General features: G+C 35.9%; 16 protein-coding genes. 6 read left to right on the top strand and 10 right to left on the bottom strand.

Going from position 1 to position 18,867, the window contains the following annotated elements; all coding sequences use genetic code 11:
• Nucleotides 1-161: 161 nt before the first annotated feature.
• The gene (locus ACTJIP_RS12485; protein WP_077417147.1) at nt 162-953 is read left to right on the top strand and encodes a S1/P1 nuclease; all 792 of its coding nucleotides are present in this window, start codon (nt 162-164) and stop codon (nt 951-953) included.
• A 449-nt stretch (nt 954-1,402) separates the two neighbouring features.
• Nucleotides 1,403-2,269 (top strand): sigma-70 family RNA polymerase sigma factor, encoded by an 867-nt coding sequence (locus ACTJIP_RS12480; protein WP_002979276.1) that lies wholly within the window; start codon nt 1,403-1,405, stop codon nt 2,267-2,269.
• A 267-nt stretch (nt 2,270-2,536) separates the two neighbouring features.
• Here the strand turns inward: ACTJIP_RS12480 and ACTJIP_RS12475 are convergent, their stop codons facing one another.
• On the bottom strand, nt 2,537-3,277 hold the full coding sequence (locus ACTJIP_RS12475; RefSeq protein WP_440704647.1) for a hypothetical protein: 741 nt from the start codon (nt 3,275-3,277) through the stop codon (nt 2,537-2,539).
• Nucleotides 3,278-3,606: 329 nt separating this feature from the next.
• Between ACTJIP_RS12475 and ACTJIP_RS12470 the strand changes: the two genes are divergently transcribed.
• The 4 genes from ACTJIP_RS12470 (at nt 3,607) to ACTJIP_RS12455 (ending at nt 8,035) form a co-directional block, all read left to right on the top strand.
• A complete protein-coding gene (locus tag ACTJIP_RS12470) occupies nt 3,607-4,212 on the top strand; it encodes a hypothetical protein (RefSeq protein WP_440704646.1) in 606 nt (201 codons plus the stop codon).
• A 15-nt stretch (nt 4,213-4,227) separates the two neighbouring features.
• Nucleotides 4,228-4,728 carry a GNAT family N-acetyltransferase gene (locus ACTJIP_RS12465; RefSeq protein ID WP_052198604.1) on the top strand — a complete coding sequence of 167 codons (501 nt, stop codon included), beginning with the start codon at nt 4,228-4,230 and terminating at the stop codon, nt 4,726-4,728.
• Between the two features lie 91 nt (nt 4,729-4,819).
• Nucleotides 4,820-5,938 (top strand): FAD-dependent monooxygenase, encoded by a 1,119-nt coding sequence (locus ACTJIP_RS12460; protein WP_440704645.1) that lies wholly within the window; start codon nt 4,820-4,822, stop codon nt 5,936-5,938.
• A gap of 66 nt (nt 5,939-6,004) precedes the next feature.
• On the top strand, nt 6,005-8,035 hold the full coding sequence (locus tag ACTJIP_RS12455; protein ID WP_180563824.1) for a S9 family peptidase: 2,031 nt from the start codon (nt 6,005-6,007) through the stop codon (nt 8,033-8,035).
• A 64-nt stretch (nt 8,036-8,099) separates the two neighbouring features.
• Here ACTJIP_RS12455 and ACTJIP_RS12450 read toward each other — a convergent pair whose 3' ends face one another.
• From ACTJIP_RS12450 to ACTJIP_RS12410, 9 genes are all read right to left on the bottom strand, one after another.
• A complete protein-coding gene (locus tag ACTJIP_RS12450) occupies nt 8,100-8,552 on the bottom strand; it encodes a heme-binding domain-containing protein (RefSeq protein ID WP_228408826.1) in 453 nt (150 codons plus the stop codon).
• A gap of 26 nt (nt 8,553-8,578) precedes the next feature.
• The gene (locus ACTJIP_RS12445; RefSeq protein WP_440704644.1) at nt 8,579-9,184 is read right to left on the bottom strand and encodes a DUF3347 domain-containing protein; all 606 of its coding nucleotides are present in this window, start codon (nt 9,182-9,184) and stop codon (nt 8,579-8,581) included.
• A 36-nt stretch (nt 9,185-9,220) separates the two neighbouring features.
• Nucleotides 9,221-11,995: a multicopper oxidase domain-containing protein gene (locus tag ACTJIP_RS12440; RefSeq protein ID WP_440704771.1), complete on the bottom strand. Its 2,775-nt coding sequence runs from the start codon at nt 11,993-11,995 to the stop codon at nt 9,221-9,223.
• A gap of 103 nt (nt 11,996-12,098) precedes the next feature.
• Nucleotides 12,099-12,572 (bottom strand): DUF3347 domain-containing protein, encoded by a 474-nt coding sequence (locus tag ACTJIP_RS12435; protein WP_440704643.1) that lies wholly within the window; start codon nt 12,570-12,572, stop codon nt 12,099-12,101.
• 119 nt (nt 12,573-12,691) lie between these two features.
• Nucleotides 12,692-13,072, bottom strand: a complete 381-nt coding sequence (locus tag ACTJIP_RS12430; protein WP_228408819.1) for an HYC_CC_PP family protein — start codon at nt 13,070-13,072, stop codon at nt 12,692-12,694.
• A 152-nt stretch (nt 13,073-13,224) separates the two neighbouring features.
• Complete coding sequence (locus tag ACTJIP_RS12425) at nt 13,225-15,462, bottom strand: TonB-dependent receptor plug domain-containing protein (RefSeq protein WP_077417133.1); 2,238 nt, start codon at nt 15,460-15,462, stop codon at nt 13,225-13,227.
• 43 nt (nt 15,463-15,505) lie between these two features.
• A complete protein-coding gene (gene kdsA, locus ACTJIP_RS12420) occupies nt 15,506-16,315 on the bottom strand; it encodes a 3-deoxy-8-phosphooctulonate synthase (RefSeq protein ID WP_047385197.1) in 810 nt (269 codons plus the stop codon).
• Between the two features lie 406 nt (nt 16,316-16,721).
• Nucleotides 16,722-17,246 carry a DUF1697 domain-containing protein gene (locus ACTJIP_RS12415; RefSeq protein WP_440704642.1) on the bottom strand — a complete coding sequence of 175 codons (525 nt, stop codon included), beginning with the start codon at nt 17,244-17,246 and terminating at the stop codon, nt 16,722-16,724.
• A 90-nt stretch (nt 17,247-17,336) separates the two neighbouring features.
• Complete coding sequence (locus tag ACTJIP_RS12410; protein ID WP_440704641.1) at nt 17,337-18,830, bottom strand: hypothetical protein; 1,494 nt, start codon at nt 18,828-18,830, stop codon at nt 17,337-17,339.
• Nucleotides 18,831-18,867 lie beyond the last annotated feature (37 nt).

Below are 18,867 nucleotides of genomic sequence, written 5' to 3'. Positions count from 1 at the left end.
ATCCTCTTTTTCTGAAAAATATCAGTTTTCAAACGTAATATAAATAGGTCTTTTATTTAGATTAAATTTTATTAACATCATCTTATGGAATAAATTCAGGATAATGCATGCTCATTCCGAAAGCGGGCCGTATCTTTGCAGCCTGAAAATTGTTATTTAAAATGAAAAGTATTTATTCTAAAATTCTGATTTTAGCATTCATGGCCTCTTCACTTTATTCTTATGCATGGGGATTAACGGGACACAGGGTTATTGCAGACATTGCAGAAAACCATCTTTCCCGAAAAGCAAGAAGAGAAATTAAAAAGATGATGGGAAAAGAACGCCTGGCGTACTGGGCCAACTGGCCGGACTTCATCAAATCTGATACCACTGGAGCATGGAAACAGGCTTCATCATGGCATTATGTAAATATTGATCCGATGACCGACTTTAAAGCTTTTGAACAAAACTTAAAAGCACAGGCAGGACCAAGCCTTTACACTCAGGTAAACACATTATCCAGCCAGATCAAAGACAAAAAGACTTCTGAAAAAGACAGAAAAATTGCTTTAATCTTCCTTATCCATATTATGGGAGATCTTGCACAACCCCTTCATGTGGGAAGAGCAGAAGATTTAGGTGGAAACAAAATCAATGTGACCTATTTCGGGGAAAAAACTAATTTACACTCCGTTTGGGACGGGAAATTGGTGGATTCTCAAAAATACAGCTACACGGAGTATTCTAAGCTTCTGGATATCAAATCTAAAGAAGAAGTAGCACAGATACAGTCTGGGACACTGGAAGACTGGTTGTACGATTCTCATAAAATTGCCAACAAGATTTATGCACAGACTCCTAACGATTCTAAATTATCTTACGACTATCAGTATAAGTTCAATGATACTGTAGAAAGACAACTATTGTACGGAGGATTGAGACTGGCAAAAGTATTAAATGAGCTTTTCTAAATACGGATTGTAAGTTGTGGATTAAGTAAAGACAGCTTAAAAAGTATTCTTAGATATAAAAACGAGACTTCGGTTTCGTTTTTTTTGTTTAAAGTTTAGGGTTTAGGGTTTAGGGTTTAGGGTTTAGGGAATTTACGAGGTTTTTTAAAGAATTTCAGACCCTCTTATTGATGTATACTTTGGTTTTTAAATGAAATAAATCATAACATGCTATTTATCAATTTATTAAAATATATCTGAAAAAATATTCATTTATTTTACTTTTTACATTATAAAAAAACACTCTACTTAAATCATTTTAATTCACTTTTTATCAATCAATTACATAAAAACAAAAAGACATTCATACATTTTACTTTGTACATTTTACAAAAAAAATAAAACTTGTGTAACCTTTTTACCTTTTCATACGTATATATTATAGTAACTCTTTTTTGAGGATAAAATAAATGAGACAATTAAAAATCACTAAGCAGGTTACCAACAGGGAAACTGCTTCATTAGACAAGTATTTGCAGGAAATTGGTAAAGTGGAACTGATCACTGCGGACGAAGAAGTAGAATTGGCACAAAGAATACGTGCAGGCGACAGAGCCGCACTGGAGAAATTAATCAAAGCCAACCTTCGTTTCGTAGTTTCTGTATCCAAGCAATACCAAAATCAAGGTCTTTCTTTACCCGATTTGATCAATGAAGGTAACCTAGGATTGATGAAAGCGGCAAAAAGGTACGATGAAACTAGAGGTTTCAAATTTATCTCTTATGCAGTATGGTGGATCCGTCAATCAATTTTACAGGCATTGGCTGAGCAGTCAAGAATTGTAAGACTACCATTGAACAAGATTGGTTCTATCAACAAAATCAATAAAGCATACGCTCACCTTGAGCAGGAAAATGAAAGACCACCTTCTCCGGAAGAATTGGCTGAAGTTCTTGACATGAGCGAGGAAGATATCAAAGAATCAATGAAAAACTCCGGAAGACACCTGTCTATGGATGCACCTTTAGTAGAAGGTGAAGATTCTAATCTTTATGATGTATTGCGTTCAGGAGAGTCTCCAAGTCCTGATAAAGATCTGATGCTTGAATCTCTGCAAATTGAGATTGAAAGAGCATTGAATACTTTGACGCCAAGAGAGGCTGATTTGGTAAGATTATACTTCGGACTGAACGGAAAACACCCAATGACTTTAGAAGAAATTGGTGAAACTTTCGATCTTACAAGAGAGAGAGTTCGTCAGATCAAAGAAAAAGCAATTAAGAGACTGAAACACAATACCAGAAGCAAGATTCTTAAATCTTACCTGGGTAAATAATTTTAGCGTAAAAAATTTTATAGGCGGAGTCTGTTTTTCAGGCTCCGTTTTTTATTGTAATTCATCGATAAAGCAACCTATTTAATATGTATTGTATAATTGATGTAACATTTTTAGTTGGTTCAAACAACACATCAATTTCACTTTCTTTGAGATCAGATACACAAAAAACCCGGAGAAATATCCTTCTCCGGATAACTAAGTACCGTAATATTATCGTCAATTTATTCGGAGACGATATCCCGATTTCAAAAAAACAAGCTGGTTTTAGTCATTTCTAGTAAGAGTTACTTTGTAATTTCTCGCTACGTTTCCGTTATTTATTATATTGATCTGTCCTGCAGTTGGCATAGTTACCGTATAATTAAATGCTGTTGCATTACCACCATCAGCACACCCTCCAAGGCCTGACCATGTCACAGCAACAGTATTCCTTGATGTCTGAGCATATGTTGGAGAGCCAAAAGTACTGGTTAAAAAACCATTTATTCCTTTAAGACCGTAATAACTGTTAGTTGAATAACTATGAACCAAATAATTTACAGTAGTAGCATCACCACAACCGTTAACATTTGTAATAGTAAGCCTGTATAAACCATTCGGGATACCTGACAAATATAAACCATTAACGCCCGCACCAATAGTACCGCTATGAGATCTTACTTCACCAGTGGTTGAACTTTCTTGTTTCATTACAACCCCCGTAGCATCTACATAAACAGAAGACAAAACGGTTCCTGATGAGGCAGAATTGATAGTTCTTATTCTTGCAGTCCCATTAACATCAAGAGTGTTAGTCGGAACCGTTACCCCAATTCCCACAGCTCCGGCAGGAGTTACAGTAAAATCATTAGCCTGTTGAGCTGTGGAAGGAGCTCCTGTAGAAGGATTGTCTTTAGCTCCATCAACATGGAAAGTGCCTTGAGGGTTAGTCGTATTAATTCCAACCTGAGAATATGCCACTGATGAGATGATCAAAGAGCATATGAGAATAGTTTTTTTCCCCATTACTATTTTTTTTAATATTTAAGCCGCAATAATATAAAAGAGTAAAACCCACTTCTAAAAAATGCCTATTACACAGATATGACATGGGTATAGCACAGGTATGACATTTTTAAATATGTCATTAATTTTATAAGCGGAGTCTGCTTTCTTGTTTACATCAGAGGTTATAAACAGGACTAATTACATTCAATCTGCAGATTTATGTAACATTCTTCACCATTTGTTCAACTAATCAAAATCATATCCTTTACTCATTTGCAATAAAATCTAAATGAGTAATTTTAGTTGTTGGGATATGACGTTGATAATACACCAAAATAAAACAGACTATGAAAAAAATACTTTTCGCCTCTATCCTGGCTTTCTCCGTAATTTCCTGCAAAGAAAACAAATCACGGCAAGCTCCTATAGTAGAAAATGCAGTTGACAATGCTGAATCTTCAGTTTCAGGATCTATTAAGAAAAATGCCACATACTCACGTGGTGGAAACCTTGTTAATGAAATCTATGAGGAACTTATAAAAAATGATAAATCCTTACAGGAACTGGACAACAGAATAGAAAACATTCAAAAAGAAACCGAAACCGCTATTTCGGAATATGATGATATTATCGGAAAATCAGAAATATATTATAATGATGCTACTACATTATCTAGCTCTGTAACCGATTCCATTACCAAAAAGCAGATTGAAGAAGAAATAAAGGCAAGCTCTAAAAAATATGATGTAAAAACACAAGCTATCAGAGATCTCATCGGCAAAATAAAGGCGAATAAAGCAGTGCTTTATGATCAATATATTGTATTCAAAATCAGAAATACTCTTCCTGAAATTGAAAAATATCAAAATGCTCATCCTTTGAAAACGGACAGCCTTAACCAATTTATCAATAAGCAGAATCAACTGCTGGGAGAATTGAAAAAATTAAAATAAACACCATTACACCTCATGAAATATACTACAAAATGGCTCACTGATAAAGCCCGCGTTAAAGAACTGGTAGACTTTTTTATTACCCATAAAACAGATTCTTATATTTCCCATGGCGAAATGATGTCCGGCAGAGCTATTGATTCCCATCACTGGAATCCGGATCTTGAACTGATTCTTACCGAGCAGCTGATTACTGATTTTAATTCTGATGGCAGCTCCAAGCTGAATATTTTAATTGCAGAAAATGAAAATGGGGAAATTGTTGGAATGATGGTTTTCAATGTGATCAACAGCCCTTTTAAAAAGTATGCAATTCTGGAGGATATGCTGCTGGATCAGTCTGTAAGAGGTCAGTCACTTGGAAGTAAGCTTTTGGAGAAAGCTATTCATGAATCTAAAGACTGGAATATCAGCTTTATCCTATTGGAAAGTGGGGTCAACAATCATGGAGCTCACAACTTTTTTAGTAAGTATGGTTTTAAAAAGGTATCGGAAAGCTATATTTTAACAATATAAATTTAAATATGCAGAATCAAATTTTAAAGGTAAAATCCTCGCCTTAAAAACTGCATAACATCAAGAGTCTCAATCATCCAACAAAAAACTTATGAACACCATTTCAATCATCGGGGCCGGAATCGGAGGGTTAACTCTCGGAAATGTACTGAAACAGCATCAGTATGATTTCACGATCTATGAATCCGCTTCCGAAATAAAACCTGTAGGAGCCGGGATTATGATGGCGGTAAATGCGATGCAGGTCTTTGATCAACTGGGTTTAAAGGAAAAAATTGAAAAAGCAGGTAATAAAATTCACAGAATTGTTATTGCCAATGAATCGTTACAAACTATCTCCAAGACAGAAATTCTGGAACTTGAAACTCAATACAATTCATGCAATGTTGCAATTCACCGGGCTGAGCTCCAGAAGATTTTAGCTGAAAACCTTCCTTCCGATTCCATTAAACTGAATCATTCTCTACAAAAAATTGAAAAAAAGGGAAACTATATTTTAGATTTTGAAAACGGAAATCAATTTGAAAGTCAGATTGTTTTTGGAGCTGACGGCATAAAATCCCCTATCCGAAACCAGATTCTAAAAACCGGAATGATCCGTAATTCAGGGCAAAAATGCTGGCGTGGTCTTTTAGATTTCGATCTGCCTGAGAAACATCATCAGGAGGCCTTTGAAATGTGGGGAAAAGGAAAACGTTTTGGATTTGTAAAAATTTCTGATAAAAAAGTATACTGGTATGCCTGCGTGAATGAAAAAAGCTTTGGGAAATATACTGAAATCGCAGAGATTTTTAATGATTTTGATTCTTTGGTATTACAACTTATCGAAGCTACCGCAGACGAAAATATTATTTGTAACACAATTTCTGACCTCTCACCTATTCCCAAATGGTATTCTGAAAATTTATGTCTGATTGGAGATGCTGCTCATGCCACAACTCCCAATATGGGACAAGGTGCCTGCCAGGCAATTGAAGATGCTTATATCATTGGAAAACTGCTGGAAAAAAATCAGGATTTCAATGCGGTTTTTGAAGCATTTCAAAGCATCAGAAGAAAAAAAGTAGATTATATTGTCAACACAAGCCGAACCATAGGAAAAGTTTCTCAATGGGAAAGAGGAAATTCAATACGTAATTTTCTGATGGATATGATTCCGGAAAGCATCAATCAAAAAATGGCTAAAAAGATTATACAACTGGAAATGTAGAAGTCCGGTTTAAGAAAAATTTAAAAAATTATATTCGATTTATTAATAACAACTAAAATTAAAAACATGAAAAAAATCTTTTACGTATTGCTCTTATTCATAGGAGTACATACAGCACAAGCACAGGAGGTCCCGGTACTGGACAGAGGATTATTTTTTGGAAATCCGGAAATTTCCGGAGGACAGTTGAGCCCGGATGGAAAATGGATTTCCTTTACAAAAGAATATGGCGGTATCATGAATATATGGGTAAAAAAAATTGATGAACCTTTTGAAAAAGCCCGTCCACTCACGGATAGCAAACGCCCGATGAACGGATATTTCTGGTCAGAAGACGGAAAGTATATTCTTTATGTAAAAGATGGTAACGGGGATGAAAACATGAATATTTTCGCCGTAGATCCTATGGCAAAAGTTACCACCGGAGTTCCGGAATCCAGGAATATAACACCTCTTAAAGATGTTACAGCACAGATCTATATGGTGAGCAGAAAAGATCCTGATTTATTGATGATTGGATTAAATAACCGTGATAAAGCATGGCATGATTTATATTCATTGAAAATTTCTACAGGTGAGCTGAAAAAGATTTATGAAAATACAGACCGTATCACAAGCTATGAATTTGACTGGGATGAAAAATTGAGAGTCCTTTCCAAAACGGATGATAAAGGAACTACCCAGTTTTTTTATAAAGAAGGCGATAAACTGACTCCTATTTATGAGACTTTGGTAACAGAAAGTGCCTATATCTCAAACTGGAATGAAGATAATTCTAAATTCTATCTGGTAACCAACAAAGGGAATCTTGATAAATCTACCTTATTCCTGATGGATCCGAAAACCAAACAGATTACAAAAATAGAAAGTGACCCTAAAGATAAAGTAGATTTTGGAGGGCTGTTTCTGGACAGAAATACCAGAAAGATGATCTACACCTCTTACACCGGAGACAAAACAGAATACTACTGGAAAGACAAAACATGGGAGGACAATTATAAATTTCTGCAAAGTAAATTTCCTGGAAGAGAAGTTAATTTTTCAAGCTCTACCAAGGATTATTCTAAATTCTTAGTTGCTGTTGGAGGGGATAAATATGCTTCTGAAGCGTATTTTTTTGATGCAAAAACAAAACAGCTGATTTTCCAGTATACCCCAAGAACAGAATTAAAAAAGGTTGAAAAGTATCTGGCTGCAATGACTCCTATTTCTTATAAAAGCAGTGACGGACTTGAAATTCCGGCATATCTGACTCTACCTGTAGGTTCATCAGGCAAAAATGTTCCTGTCGTTGTTCTTGTTCATGGAGGTCCGAAGGGTCCAAGGGATTATTGGGGGTACAATTCAACGGTACAGTTTTTAGCCAACAGAGGATATGCAGTATTACAGCCTAACTTCAGAGCGAGTGGTGGTTATGGTAAAAAGTTCCAGAATGGCGGAGATCTTCAGTGGGGAAAACTGATGCAGGACGATATCACATGGGGTGTAAAATACCTGATTGATAAGGGAATTGCAGACAAAAACAAAGTAGTGATCATGGGAGGAAGCTATGGTGGATATGCAACACTGGCAGGTTTAGCCTTCACTCCGGATGTATATGCTGCGGGAGTAGATATTGTAGGACCAAGCAACCTCTTTACTTTATTGGATTCTGTACCTGCTTACTGGGAAGCGGCACGTGCTTTCCTGTACGGAATGGTAGGTGATCCTAAAACCGAAGAAGGTAAAAAACGTATGCATGATGCCAGCCCTTTATTCAGTGTGGATAAAATCAACAAGCCATTATTGATTGTTCAGGGAGCTAATGATCCAAGAGTGAAGCAGGCTGAAGCAGATCAGATTGTCATTGCGCTTCGTGATAAGGGTAAAAAGGTAAATTACATTCTTGCTGATGATGAAGGCCATGGATTCCGTAAGCCGGTTAACAGCATGGCAATGTATGCTGAAACGGAGAAATTCCTTGCTGAAGTAATCGGAGGTAGATATCAGAAAGAAATGCCTGAAAATGTGGCAAAACGTCTGAAGGAAATGACCGTTGATATTTCAAAGGTGACTTACACACCCAAAAGCGAAAAAACTGCAGGAGCTTCTAAATAAAGCTGCTGTATAAATAAAACAAAGCCATCTCATTTTTACGAGATGGCTTTTATTTTTTAAGTCCTTATCTTTCATTTTCAACCTGCATTTGCTCTACCCAACGGACCATTTCTTCTATCTGTTTTTCGGAAAGTTTAGCTTCCGGATGAAGATAAGTATAAGAGGTAAGCGGCATTTTCTTCTGTTGTATCTGATGAGCAATAGATTCTAATTTATTGGCCTGTTTACGGCGGCTGTAACTACCCCATTCATTAAAATTCAATTCTTCTTTTCCTTTTTTAATATGTTTTTCAAGATAATAACTTAAAGGCTGTATATAGGAATAAAACGGATAATGAGTAGAATTGCTATGACAATCATAACAGGAATTTGTAAGAACAGATTGCACATTCTCAGGAAGTTTGTACACCTTTGAAATATCTGTTGAAGGAACCTGCCCGTAATCAATATTACGGGCAGGCTGAATGATCTGAATAAGTAAAAAAATTAGAACAAACCCTAACAATATGTTTTTCATGTGCCGGTTCATCACTTTTTACAATTTTAAAATACTTTTTTTATAGATCCACAGTTGATCATTTTTTGCCCTTCATACGGATTGATGATCTCTTCCGACTCACTGATCCAGGTTCCTCCTTTTCCATTATTGTACATTGGACAAAAGTCCTGGTATAATTTTAATCCGTCGGTTCCTTTTTCTTTGATTAAATCGGCAATATCATTACTCAGGGACAGCAGATGTTCCCTCTGATGGGCTATATCGTCAGATTTTTCACCTATATGTTCTGCATTCTCTGCTGCACTTTCCAAAATATCTTTTACTTCAGAATTTAGCTTACTTCCATCCTGTTTTTTTAAGATAGAATACAGTTTTTTAGCTTCTAATGAGGCTGTTTTAGAATCATCCTTTGTTAAAGCATTTTTTAAAGGCAGATACCCCTCCACAATTTGCTTTATTGAAAATACTGAAGAAACTGTTGATTTTTTTATATCTTTTTCAGAATCATTCTCTGCTTTTAGTGGTACAGCTTCTACAGACTGCTCTTCCTGCGTTTTAAGATCAGTTTCTGCTGTCTTTTTTGAGGAACTGTTTTTATTACACGAGTATAAAAGAACTCCTATTAAAAGAACGGTTAATATGTTTTTCATTTTTTTTTAATTAATTTTATAAAATTCTATTGTGTATCAGTAGGTTAAAGTAACACCTGCACCCCAGCCCATTTCATTATCATAGTTTCCGGAAACGGATAACCATTTTTGAAGAATATATCTCATTCCTGTTGAGAATTCCCCATCAGAATTGACACTGAAATTTCCTCTCAGTCTTCTGGAAAGTGGAATATCCTCACGGCTCAGCTCCAATAATACTTTTCCGTTTTGGTCCACACTTGCATCAGCGGTAATCAACATGGGAAGTACATACTGCATACCTATCATGAATGCAAATTTGTTTTTGGAAGCTTTCTGCTGTCCGAACCAGGTTTTTTTACCATGAAAATCCATACCCATATCCTCTGTCATCTGTCTTTCCATGATCTCATGATTTTTTTGAACTCTGACTCCTGCATAAGGAAGCGCCCATTGGAATTTTCCTAAGAAGCGTCCTACTTTTGCACTTCCTTCAAAATGATCAAAATTCCAGTTGGAATGAAACTCGTTAAGGTTTGCCCATCTCGGTCCGAACATTGTCATTGTTTCTGCATGAATTTTATTGCTTGCTATATCCAGCATCGCCATAGAACTGGTCATTGTATTATCCTGTATAAAATTTTTCCAGGCTAATTTTCTGTTCGGAAGCTGTGGATTCGGTTTTGAATTTTCATAACTGAAAACTCTTCCCATTCCTGCCATCATATGATATAAAATATGACAGTGGAAAAACCAGTCTCCATCCTGATTGGCAGCAAACTCTATTGTTACGGTTTCCATCGGCATGATATCTACCACATTTTTCAATGGAGAATACTCTCCTTTTGAATTGATTAATCTGAAATCATGCCCGTGAAGGTGCATCGGGTGGCGCATCATAGAATTATTATACATTTTAATTCTAAGAATTTCTCCCTTTTTTATCAGTATTTTATCTGTTTCTGTAACAGTTTTGTTGTCCAGCGTCCACAGATAATGGTTCATATTTCCTTCCAGTATAAATTTCATTTCACGAATGGTATCCGTAGGAAGAATGGTTTTTTCAGGAGATTTTAAAATATTGTAAGACAATCTCTTGATTGTTTTTTCTTCCTTCATCTCCATTTCTGAGTGTTGAGAGTGATCTTCTTTTTTATCTTCCTTTGTCTTCATTCCCATCATTTCATTGATATGTTTCGCTGTAGTTTTTCTTTGATTTTCAGATAATTCCGGGTACATCACTTCATTCATATCCATCATCTGATTTCCCATCGTCATATTCATCGGTTTCATATTTCCGCTCATCTCCATCATTCCGTTCATCATTTTCATTCCTTCAAAAAGCATCAGCCTTGGAAGATTGGGTGCTTCAATTTTTTCACCTGAACCCAGCCAAAGGGAAGCATGTCCTATTCTATCTTCAGAAGTCGCTCTGAATTCAAAGCTTTTATTCTCAGGAATGGTAACTTCAATGTCATACGTTTCGGAAACCCCAACAATCAGACGGTCAACTTCTACCGGGACAACATCATTACCGTCATTTCCAACTACTTTTATCTTTCCTCCACCATAATTCAGCCAGAAATAGGTGGATGAACCTCCATTGGCGACTCTCAATCTTACTTTATCACCAGCTTTTAGATTAGAATAATCAGAACTGGGAGTACCATTAATCAGAAATTTATCATAATAGACATCACTTACATCCATGGCTTCCATTCTTTTCCATTCATTCAATGCTTTTGTCCCGAAGTTTCCGGACTTGATGGCTTCCCAATAACTCTGTACTGCATTTTTCTTTACCGCATACCAGTCTGTATTGGCCATATGAAGTCGTCTTGCAATCTGCATGGGATCATCATCACTCCAATCGCCCAGCAAAACAGGAATTTCCGCATTGTATTCTGTTTTAGGCTCACCTTCTCTTTTATTGAAAACCAGTATTCCATTCATTCCTATCTGCTCCTGAAGGGCTTCATGGGAATGATACCAATACGTTCCGTTTTGGGAAACTCTGAATTTGTATAAGTGGGTTTCTCCCGGTGTCACAGGTTTTGTAGTAAGATAGGGAACTCCATCATGCTCATTGGGCAGAATTACTCCATGCCAGTGCAATCCTGTATTTTCTTTAAGCATATTGTGCAGGTAAATCTCGGCAGTATCTCCTTCTGTAAAATATAAAGTAGGAGCCTGAAGTTTCCCGTTGATCGCAATAGCTCTCCTGCTTTTTCCAGTGAAATTGACAATGGTATCTTTTACATACAGATCATAACGAACTGTTTTCCCACCAAAAGTAATTCTTCCGTTTTCAGAATTACGTTTTAAAATAGATTTCTCCTCTTTCGGATTTTCTGCCTTTACATGAGAATGATCTTCCTTTTCAACCAGATCCATCCCACATTTAGGACATTTTCCCGGCTTATCGGAAACTACTTCAGGATGCATCGGACAGGTATAAGTAGTTTGAGCTTGAGTTAAAACCTGGGTTTTAGCTGGTGATAGAGCTTTTTTCTCTGGCTGAACAGAAGGCTTTATTACTTTTGCTTTCTCAACCTTATTGGTTTCCTTTGTTTTACTTGCCTTTTTAAGGTCTCCATTTCTCTCAACTTTTACCTTATTTATTTTTGTTTCTGCAGGCTTTGTCTTCGTTTCTGTTTTAAGTATAGGTTTCGCATAAGGCTTTACAACGACCGTCTTTTTAACCAGAGTCATTCCGCATTTCGGGCAGTCTCCAGGTTTTGAGGACACCACTTCAGGGTGCATCGGACAGGTATAATATGTTTTTGTAGTTTGTGCGAAAGTAAAAACAGAGAATAAAAGCACCAGAAACATTATCAGTTTTTTCATAATATTTCAAAGTTTTAGAAGCTGCACAACTTAAAGTTAATTATAACTTAAGATATACAACTTATTATTTTAAAGAATAATAGACTAATTATTTAATCTCTGACTTTACACTTCCGCATGAAAGCATAGACTTCCCGTAGTATGGATTAAGGATCTGTTTTTCGTCGCTCAGCCAGCTTCCGTCAGCCATTGGGCAATATTGTACATAGACTGGTTTTTCAGAAAGTTTGAACTGCTTGGTCAAAGCGATCATATTATCTGAAAGATTGAAAAAAGTTTCTCTTTGGGCAGCAACGTTTCTTGCTTCAGAAATAGCAGACGCATCTTTTCTCAGAACATTCAGGTTACCTTCTGAAACCATTTTATAATCAATGGTTGAAGCTGTTTTAATGAATTCTGTTGCGGCTTTTAATGTTTTGTCAGCATCATCTGAAGCTAACGCTGATTTGATTGCGATATAGTTCTGATACAGCTTAGAAACCTGAGCATCCTTTTTAGATTGTGCTGATAATGAAATGATTGAGAATAAAGATAAGGCTGCTGTGATGATATATTTTTTCATTGTTTTAAATTTTAGAATTAATTTTTAATAAAGAATAATGGTGACGCATCAGAAATATGCGTCAGAACATGTCGCCAGTAGCTGTATACGGTAATGATACAGAAAACGACAGACGGATTCTAAATTCTAAAATTACAATGATTGATGTAGATAGGAACCGGCCGGTATTCTGGTGGTCCATTAATCTGAATTTGAGTATACTTGGTTACTGAAAAAGACTTGTCAACAACAGCAAACTGATGTTTCACCGGGACTTCTGAAATTGAACTTAAAAAATCGATGTTCAGAAGATCAGACTTCTGGGAATCATCTACTTTTACTACTTTGATCTCTGTTTTGCAGCATCCTTTTTTGTCTTTAACACCGCATTTAGCACAGATACCATCAGTTTTCTGGCTTACAGAAACAAATTCCTTCATGCAATAATGAATGCTAAAAGCTGCCCCGGAAGAAAATCCGAAGTAGAAAATAGAAAACAATATGGCAAGAATCTTTTTCATTGATAAGACAAAATTAAAAATATCTTTGAGACCATTGTTATAAAATTTGGTAATGTTGTTATAAAATTCGGGTAAAATAAAAAGCTTCCGAATTTTTCCGAAAGCTTTTATTTATTTTTTGAGAGATTAAAGTCAACCTCAACCTCTAATTTTTACAGTTTGAATTCCAGTTTCACATTGAAGAAACGTCCTGTAAGACGTACTGGAACCGGATACATATAATTGCTGTTATAATCGGTGATCCATTGGTTCGCTACCGTGTTGTTGATGTTGAATGCGTTGAAAACCTGAACTCCTAATGTCAGTTCTTCAAAATTACCCCAGAAACCAGATCTCTTATTCTTTTCTTTCGGATCGATAAATACTTTTGTCAATCCTAAGTCTACTCTTTTATAGGCAGGAAGAGTCTGCTGATAATTATAAGCAGAACCAAAATCCGGCTGCCCGTTACTGTTGAATAGTACAGGAGCTCCTGTAGGCAATCCCATAGCATAGACCAAAGTAAGATTCACGCGCATAGACGGAAAGCTTGGCATATAATCCTGATAGAACATGGCAAATCTCAATCTCTGATCTGTAGGTCTCGGAATATCTCCCCTTCCATCAATATTTTCATATACTCTGGCATAACTTGCAGACAGCCAAGAATCTACACCAGGCACAAATTCTCCGAATAATCTGGTATCAATACCATACGCATATCCTTTGGAATTATTCTGCCCGGAATAACGGATCCTCACATTATCCATATAATACGGAATCAGATTATCCATTTTCTTATAGTAAAGCTCTGTTGTAAGCTTAAATGGTCTGTCATACATCTGGAACTCATAATCGTTGGCAAGAATTACCTGGATAGAGCGCTGTGACTTTATATTAGAATTAAAATTACCGTCTAAATCTTTAATTTCTTTATAGAAAGGAGACTGATAATAGATCCCTCCTGAAATTTTGAACAACATATCACTGTCCCAATCAGGCTTTATCGCAAACTGGACTCTTGGAGAGAATATTGTTTCTTTATTGAAACTCCAGTTGGCAACACGTACTCCGGCATTTACAAACACTTTGCTCGCTCCCCAGTAGAATTTCTGCGAATACTGTGCATAGGCTGAAAGTCTTGTAGGTTCAATATTGTTTTGTCCGGCAATATAATAAGCAAGCTTAAGATCTCCTGTAGTTCCGGTTCTGGGATCAATAATTTCCGGTCTTGGAATACTATATCCTGCGGAATCTACCAATTTCCATTCGTTGGTAAAATCTTTCAGGTTTTCTTTCTCATATTTAAATCCAACTTCAAAGTCGGTATTTACATTAGGAGAAAATTTGGCTCTGAACTGTGTTCCGTATGTTCTTACAAATAAATCATTCCTTGCATGTTCTATCTGTCCGCCAACATCGAAAGATGTCACAGGCTGCTGTGTTACCGGATCAAATGTCTGAAGCTCATATGCTGACTGTATTGTATAATATTCTCTTTCTCTGTTCTGATAGGCAAAGGCATCCAAAGTAAGCTTCCATTTGTCGGTCGGCTTATAATTCATGGAGAATGTACCCATCATATTTTTATACTGGTCATTTTCTTTACCAGCATATCCTATATTTACTGTAATAGGCTGTTGAAGGCTTCCGAAAGTAACACTTTTTGCTTTAGGAATCATTTCGTAATCATTCTTGGAATAATATCCGATGAATGACACAGAGAATTTATCACTGACATGATAATTCAGATAAGACTGGAAATCCCAATACGTAGGGTTAAAGTCTGTATCTTCCTTCAAGGTATTAAGAACAAGATTGGTATTTCTGTATCGTCCGGAAAATAAAGCTGTAAATTTTTTATTTTTTGAAGCCAGCCCTGTTGTCAGCCTGCCTCCTATTAAACTAGCCTCTCCTGAAACTTCAAATTTTTCAGGTTCACGATAATAGATATTCAAAGCGGAAGACATTTTATCACCATACTTGGCTTCAAATCCTCCTGCAGAGAAATTCACTGCAGAAACCATATCCGGATTGATGATACTCATCCCTTCCTGTTGTGAGTTTCTGATCAGGAAAGGTCTGTAGATCTCAATATCATTGATGTAGATAAGATTTTCATCATAGTTTCCACCACGAACCATATATTGGGAAGACAGCTCGGTATTGGAGTTTACGGAAGGAAGTGTCTTAAGCAATCCTTCAATTCCACCGTTGATAGAAGCTATAGATTTTGCTTCTTTTGCTGAAATTCTCACATTGGTAAGGTCGTTGGTTCTTCCTGTTGTTTTTTTCTGGAAGACAACTTCCTCTATATCGGTCACTTTAGTGGTCGCTGTATCCTTTTTTCTGTGTTGTGAGAAAATCAGAAACGGGACCATAAGGCTTAGCGGTAAAACTAGTTTTTTCAAAAGAAATGTTTTAGAATTTCTAAAATTAATGTTTTTTTAACAATTACAAAATTGATTCTCTAATTCTTGTTAGTTTTTGTAACAAATCTTCTAATAAATCTAATCTTAACATGTTGGCACCATCAGACAATGCTGTTTCCGGTGTAGGGTGTGTTTCTATGAAAATTCCGTCTGCTCCTACTGCAATTCCTGCTTTGGCAACGGTTTCAATAAGGTCCGGTCTTCCACCTGTAACCCCTGAGTTCTGGTTAGGCTGCTGCAGAGAGTGTGTAACATCTAAAATAACAGGAGCATATTCTCTCATCGTTGGAATTCCTCTGTAATCCACGATAAGGTCTGTATATCCGAAAGAATTTCCTCTTTCAATGATCGCTACTTTCTGGTTATCAGAATCTGTTACTTTCTGAACAGCAAACTTCATGGCTTCCGGTGAAAGGAACTGTCCTTTTTTCAGGGTAACACATTTTCCTGTTTTCGCTGCTGCGATTAATAAATCAGTCTGACGAACAAGAAATGCGGGAATCTGCAGAACATCTACATACTGTGCTGCCAGAGCTGCGTGTTCATTTTCATGAATATCTGTTGTCGTAGGAATGTTAAATGTCTCTCCTACTTTTTTTAGAATTTCCAGTGATTTTTCCTCTCCAATAGTTGTGAAAGAATCTACACGGCTTCTGTTGGCCTTTTTGAAGCTTCCTTTAAAAATATAAGGAATATTATATTTATCCGTGATATTGATTACTTTTTCAGCAATTCTTAGTGCCATATCTTCCCCCTCAATAATACAAGGTCCGGCAATAAGGAAAAAGTTCTTTGAATCTTTGTGCGAAATATTATCTAAATACTGAATCATTTTATTGTAATTAAAAAGTTCAGTAAAAATACTGAGAAAGTTTCACAAATGGAAATTATTTGGTACTAAGAGTAATTAAAGATATCCTGCATCAATGCTGCAAAGAAAACTGTAATCAAAAATGAAGCAAGGAAAAAAGCAATGATATAAAAAGGATATTTATTGATTTTAAACACTTTCCTTAATAATAAATGTATTCCAAAAAGCAAAGTATAATACCCGGTGAGTGTAATGAAACCTTCCAATACACTTGCTGAATAATTAAGTGAAACCACTAACGAAATAATAGAAATAAGGATAAAGAAAAGGATAAAAAGCTTAAAAATCTTTGAGGGATTCTTAAAAACGTAATAATAGAAATTAGCAATTGCGAACATCACTATTAGATAAATCAACAACCCAGGCATCAGAACTTTTTCAAAACCTTCTCAAACGTATTCACATTTCTGCTGGTAAACTGATCTTTAAGGCTTTTTTTGCCCAGCACCTTTCCAAAAGTAGAATCCAAAGTATTGCCTTTCGGAACCTGCCAGTAAAATATATCATTGCCAATTTCTGCCTTTTCATTTTCAACCTGAGCAGCTTTTTGAAATTCTTCCATCAGAACTTTTTCAATCCCTGGAATACCAACAAAGCCGTAAATATGAAGTTCTTCATTCTTTTCAAAAGGGATACTTTTCCAGAAAACCTCAGTCTCTTCCTGAGATTTTACAAACAAAAATGCTTCATAAGAAAAGTAATCTGACATTGCCTTTTCCAGAATCACCTTTAAATCCTGAGTATTTTTATCCGAAGAAAAAACAATATTTCCTGAAGCCAATATTGAAACCACATCAGTCATTCCGGCATCTTTAAAGACCTTGCAGACATCAGCCATTTTCATATTGGTTCCTTTTACGTTGACACCACGGAGAAAAGCACAGTATTTCATTTTTTCAGGGATTAGGGATTAGATCATAGGTTGCAGGGTTTGGAGCTAAGGGAGTTCCTTATTTTTTAAATCTTTAAATGCTTAAATATTTTAATCAACTCTAATGTACAAATTATAGTCTGTACCGGAAGGTTTCAGGTTGTAAATTTTCTCTAAAATTTTATTGTCACTTCTCAGATGATCTTTCACTCTGAATTCTTTCAGAAGTTTATAATGAGTTTTATAGTACTCTGAATTTGTATTGTTCCCGTCATATAGATTTTGGTAAGAAAGAAGGTATTTCGGTTTTCTTGTCTTTACCGTATTGATCCAGTAATTTACTTTGTCTTTTTTAATTTCTGACTGAATCTGCTTATCTACCAATCCAACCTCATCAATCGTTTTTAATCCTGAAAAATAAGGTACATAACCAGCAGGTTCCAATAGTATCCACTGGTTTTTATCCTTTTCATATTGATTTAAAAAGGTACCAATCGTTCTGCGGTAGTTCCACTCTCCGTTTCCGGTTGCAATACAGTGAACAGTCTGGAAAACAAGCATCGGAAAAATATAAAATACAACAAGTAATGACAGCCATAAATTTCTCTTTTCTTTCTGTTCCAGTACAAAAATAAGAATAGGAACGAAAAGCAAAAGCTGAGGCACCCAGTAATACCAGTCGAACAAGCTTTTCTGAGAAATAAAAATAATCTGTTTTACCCATCCGAAAATGAAGATCATCCATAAGAAGTAGTTTCTCTTTTCTCTTTGTCTGATCAGATAAATGAAGCAAAGAAGTTCAAAAATCAATATTACAACTGTCATAGGATTGAAATCTCCGGGAACTTTCAGCATTCCCCAGAAGTTTCCGAAGCTCTTAAAAAAGTAGCCGATATGCTGCTGGATCGTAAAGTTCTCGCTATAAAGAAGTTTTTTTGCTGTAATGGTATTATTAACCAATTCGCCAAAGTAAAACCAGTTGAAAGCAACCGTGGATAAAACACCCAGAATTCCGCCAAAAATATAGTTCCATCTGATTTTTCTGTTCCAGCATAGATCTACGAGAAATACAATTCCCAGGAATATCACAGTATCAATTCTTGTAAACATAATTAACACTGGAAGAAGTGTCAGCATCCATTTTTTTCCTTTATGGAAACCATAATACAACAATGACATCTCAAGGAAAAACAAGATTCCATACTCCATTCCGAGAATTGAAATTTTAATGGCTGGAGGTAAAATGCCGATCAAAAATATAAAGACTGCCTTATGCCATGGGTTTTTAAGAACCAAATGGGAAAGAAGCAACGTTCCTATCGTAAACAGTATAGAATTGAATATTAAAAGAGGTTCAATAAAGTTTTCTTTTCCAAAAACAAGATTGAAAAGGTAAGATACAAAAACATAAAAATGGGTAGTAGATGCAGAAATTTTGGCATCACCATTGAAACCGATTACTCCGTAATCCAGTAAATTCTGAGCCACTCTCCAGGTAATAAACGCATCCTCCTGGATATAATGTGTCAGTAAAAAAAGAAGTTTAAAAGCAACTGTAGCAATTACGGCATAGATAGGGAATCTGCTATTTTCTGTTTCAGCCATTATGTATTTTTAGTTTCACAAATATAATCTTAATATT

This window comes from Chryseobacterium sp. 22543 (genome assembly GCF_052044565.1).
Lineage (GTDB): Bacteria > Bacteroidota > Bacteroidia > Flavobacteriales > Weeksellaceae > Chryseobacterium.
This window is presented reverse-complemented; position numbering and strand designations above follow the sequence as displayed.